General features: G+C 71.7%; 4 protein-coding genes. 1 reads left to right on the top strand and 3 read right to left on the bottom strand.

Annotation, left to right across the window (positions count from 1 at the left end; translation table 11 throughout):
- Positions 1–141 precede the first annotated feature (141 nt).
- The 3 genes from AAHM41_RS39355 to hemH all read right to left on the bottom strand — a co-directional run bounded on the left by AAHM41_RS39355 (position 142) and on the right by hemH (position 2,855).
- The gene (locus AAHM41_RS39355) at positions 142–1,596 is read right to left on the bottom strand and encodes a catalase (protein ID WP_342242093.1); all 1,455 of its coding nucleotides are present in this window, start codon (positions 1,594–1,596) and stop codon (positions 142–144) included.
- Between the two features lie 78 nt (positions 1,597–1,674).
- On the bottom strand, positions 1,675–1,857 hold the full coding sequence (locus tag AAHM41_RS39350; RefSeq protein ID WP_342242092.1) for a hypothetical protein: 183 nt from the start codon (positions 1,855–1,857) through the stop codon (positions 1,675–1,677).
- Positions 1,857–2,855: a ferrochelatase gene (gene hemH / locus AAHM41_RS39345; protein WP_342242091.1), complete on the bottom strand. Its 999-nt coding sequence runs from the start codon at positions 2,853–2,855 to the stop codon at positions 1,857–1,859. The genes AAHM41_RS39350 and hemH overlap by 1 nt, the downstream gene beginning before the upstream one ends.
- A 103-nt stretch (positions 2,856–2,958) precedes the next feature.
- Here hemH and AAHM41_RS39340 point away from each other — a divergent pair, with 103 nt between their 5' ends.
- On the top strand, positions 2,959–3,888 hold the full coding sequence (locus AAHM41_RS39340) for a LysR substrate-binding domain-containing protein (protein ID WP_342242090.1): 930 nt from the start codon (positions 2,959–2,961) through the stop codon (positions 3,886–3,888).
- The last annotated feature ends 202 nt before the right edge of the window (positions 3,889–4,090 follow it).

Genomic DNA, 4,090 nt, shown 5'->3' with positions numbered 1-4,090 from the left:
GGGTGTGGGGGGGGGTGGCCGGGGGGGGCCGGGGGGGGGGGGGGCCCCCCCCCCCCCCCCCCCCCCCCCCCCCCCCCCGGGGCGCCCCCCCCGCCAGTCCGGACGGCGGCCCCACACAGCAATGGCCGCCGTCCGTTCGGATCAGGCCGCGGCGCCGATCGCCACGGTGAGGCCCAGCCGCTCGGCCACGCCGGCGCCATAGGCCGGGTCGGCCTTGGCGAAATGGGCGATCTGGCGGCGCTGGATCGCCTCCGGCACCGGGCGCATCGCGCCGGCGATGTTGTCCATCAGCCGGGCGCGGGCGCCGTCATCCATCAGCCGGAACAGGGCGCCGGCCTGGCTGGTGTCGTCATTGCCGATGCGGTGGTCGTAGCGGTCGGCGGCGCCGCGCAGCGGCAGCGCCGGCTCGGCCGCGGCCGGGTCCTGCTTCGGCCCGCCGAAGCTGTTCGGCTCGTAGTTCACGGCGCCCTCGCCGTTGTCGTCGAAGCGCATCGCCCCGTCGCGCTGATAGTTGTTGGCCACGGCGGCGTGCGGCCGGTTGACCGGCAGCAGGCCGTGGTTGCCGCCGAGCCGGTAGCGATGCGCGTCGCCATAGGCGAACAGCCGGCCCTGCAGCATCTTGTCCGGGCTGAAGGAGATGCCAGGCACCACATTGGCCGGGCTGAAGGCCGACTGCTCGACCTCGGCGAAGTAGTTCTGCGGGTTGCGGTTCAGCACCAGCTCGCCGATCTCGATCAGCGGATGCGCCGCGTGCGGCCAGACCTTGGTCAGGTCGAACGGGTCGATCGGGAAGGATTCGGCCTCCGCCTCGGTCATGATCTGGACCGAGACTTTCCAGGCCGGAAACTCACTGTCCTGGATCGAGGCGAACAGATCGCGGGTGGCGTGGTCGGGGTCGATGCCGATCATCGCCGACGCCTGCTCGGCGGTGAAGTTCTGGATCCCCTGCCTGGTCTTGAAGTGATACTTGACCCACACCCGTTCGCCGGCCGCGTTGATCCAGCTGAAGGTGTGGCTCGAGAAGCCGTCCATATGGCGATAGCTGCGCGGCGTGCCGCGGTCGCTGAACAGGATGGTGAACTGGTGCAGCGTCTCCGGCGACAGCGAGGCGAAGTCCCACACCGCCACCGGGTCCTTGAGGTTGGTGGCCGGGTTGCGCTTCTGGGTGTGGATGAAGTCCGGGAACTTCAGCGGGTCGCGCAGGAAGAAGATCGGCGTGTTGTTGCCGACGATGTCGTAGTTGCCATCCTCGGTGTAGAACTTCAGCGCGAAGCCGCGCGGGTCGCGCTCGGCATCGGCCGAGCCCTTCTCGCCGCCGACGGTGGAGAAGCGCAGGAAGACCTCGGTCTCCTTCCCCACCTCCGACAGAAATCGCGCCTTGGTCCATTTCGAGACATCGGCGGTGACGCGGAAGGTGCCGTAAGCGCCGGCGCCCTTGGCGTGCACCACCCGCTCCGGGATCCGCTCGCGGTTGAAATGCGCCAGCTTCTCGATCAGGTGGAAGTCCTGGATCAGCACCGGGCCGCGCGGGCCGGCGGTCAGGGAGTTCTGGTTGTCCGGAACCGGGGCGCCGAAGGTGGTGGTCAGGGTGGTCATCAAGGGCTCCTGTCGGGCGGGAATTCCGCCATGGGAAGAGGGTTGCCGTCGCGCTGCGATCAGGGAAATCGATCGTTCTTATCGGCGCGATAAGTGAGCGCCGCGTTCGACCAGGGGCAGCAGGTCGCGGCGATAGCGGTGCAGCCGCAGCAGCAGCTCGGCCGGCAGTTCGCCCTGCACGCCGACGCGGCCATCTTCGAGGGTGAGGCTGGCGCCGTGGCGGGCGAGGTCGGCCAGCAGCGCGTTCAGCGCCGGGCGCATCACGCCGCCTCCAGCATCGAAGCGGCGCCGAGGGCGTGCCGCAGCTGGGCCGCCAGCCCGGCGACATAGGCCGGATGCACGCCCACGGTCGGGACCCGGATGAAGGACGGCACGCCGGCCACCTCGGCCACCGCCCGATATTCGCGGTCGAGCTCGACCAGCGTCTCGGAATGCTCGGAGACGAAGGCGATCGGCACCAGCACCAGGCCGACTCCGTCGCGCCCGGCCTGCCGCACCTCCGCCTCCGCGTCCGGCGTCAGCCACTGCTGCGGCGTCACCCGGCTCTGGAAGGCGATGCGCCAGTCGAGGCCGGGGATGCCCAGCGCCGCGACCACCGCCTCGGCCGAGGCCCGGACGTGGTCCGGATAGGGGTCGCCGGCCTGGACGATCGACAGCGGCAGGCCATGGGCGGTGAACAGCAGCCGGCCGCCATCCTGCGGCCAGGCCCGGCGGATCAGTTCCGCCTGGGCGGCGACGAAGCCGGGATCGGTCGGCGCCGCGTCGATGGTCCGGGTCGGAGCGGAGAGCCCGGCCTCGCGGGCGGCCCGCGCCCAGTCGGTCAGGGCCGAGCGGGTGGTGGTGGTCGAATACTGCGGATAGAGCGGCAGCAGCACGACCTCGTCCGGCCGCCAGTCGCGGACCGCCGCGGCGGCCTCGGCCGCGAAGGGGTGCCAGTAACGCATCGCCACGAAGGACCGGACCTCGCCGAGGTCGTCGAGGCGGGCCGCCACCGCCCGGCCCTGGGCCCGGGTCTGGCCCAGGATCGGCGAGGCGCCGCCGAGCTGGCGGTAGATCTCGGTCGCCACCGGGGTGCGGCGCCAGGCGATCAGCCGCGCCACCGCGGCGCGCAGCGGGCCCGGCAGGCGGATGATCTCGGGGTCGGAGAAGAAGTTGCGCAGGAACGGGCCGACCGCCTCCAGCCGGTCCGGGCCGCCGATCTGCAGCAGCACCAGTGCGATGCGACGGCGGCGGGCGACGAGGATGGGGGCTGGCGGCATGGCAGGCTCCTGTGTCTGCCCGCAGACTCGCCCACCGCGCCGATAAGATCCAATCGATCGACTCTATCTGGAAGATAGGATCTTCTTATCGTACAGTGAAGGCATGACCCTCTCCGGCCTTTCCCTTCGCGATCTCGAATATCTCGTCGCCGTGGCCGAGCTGCGCCATTTCGGCCAGGCGGCGGAGCGTTGCGGCGTCAGCCAGCCGGCGCTGAGCATGCAGATCCGCAAGCTGGAGGAGACGCTGGGGCTGGCGGTGTTCGAGCGCGGCAAGACCGTTCTGGTCACCGCCAAGGGCGAGGTCATCCTGGCCCAGGCCCGCCGCGTGCTCTTGGAGGCGCGGCGGCTGATGGCGCTGGCGCAGGAGCTGGACGCGCCGCTGTCCGGCCCGCTGACCGTGGGCGCGATCGAGACGCTGGGCCCCTACCTGTTCCCGCACATGCTGCGGCCGCTGCGCCGGGCCTTCCCGAAGCTGGAGCTGGTGCTGCATGAGGGCCGCACCTACCAGCTGGTCGAGGCGCTGCGGCACGGCGCGCTGGACCTGGTGTTCCTGTCGCTGCCGGTGGCCGACCCGCAGATCGCCACCGCGCCGCTGTTCTTCGAGCCTTTCGTCCTGGCCCAGCCGGCCGACCGGCCGGTGGCGGCGGACGGCGCCGCCCGAGTCACCGAGTTGCCGCGCGACGGCCTGCTGCTGCTGGAGGACGGGCACTGCCTCCGCGACCAGGCGCTGGAGGTCTGCGGCACGCTGGGCCTCGGCGGCAAGCGGCACAGCACCAGTCTGGAGACACTGCGCCAGATGATCGCGGCCGGCGCCGGCTACAGCCTGTTCCCGCGGCTGGCGACGCTGGGCGAGGCCAGCGTCGGCGGCCTGGTCAGCTATGCCGGCTTCGACGGCACGCCGCCGGGCCGCATGGTCGGGCTGGCCTGGCGCCAGAGCGACCCGCGGGCGGAGCAGTTCGAGTCGCTGCGCCGGGTGCTGCTCGACCACCCGCCGCCCGGCACCCGAGTGGCGGCGGAGACCAGCTCCAAATGAAACAGGGGCGCGAACTAAGGCCGGCTAAAAAAGATGAGTCCCCCCTCCCCTCGCGGGAGGGGGATAGGGGGAGGGGGTTCTTTCAACTTGCTCCGACGCCGGCCCCCTACAAGCCGGCTCGAACGGCGAGGCGGATTCATGCCCATTCGCGCGCGGACGCGCGCAGACCCCTCCCCCAGCCCCCCCCCCCCCCCCGGGGGGG

Source organism: Inquilinus sp. OTU3971 (assembly GCF_038440215.1).
This window is presented reverse-complemented; position numbering and strand designations above follow the sequence as displayed.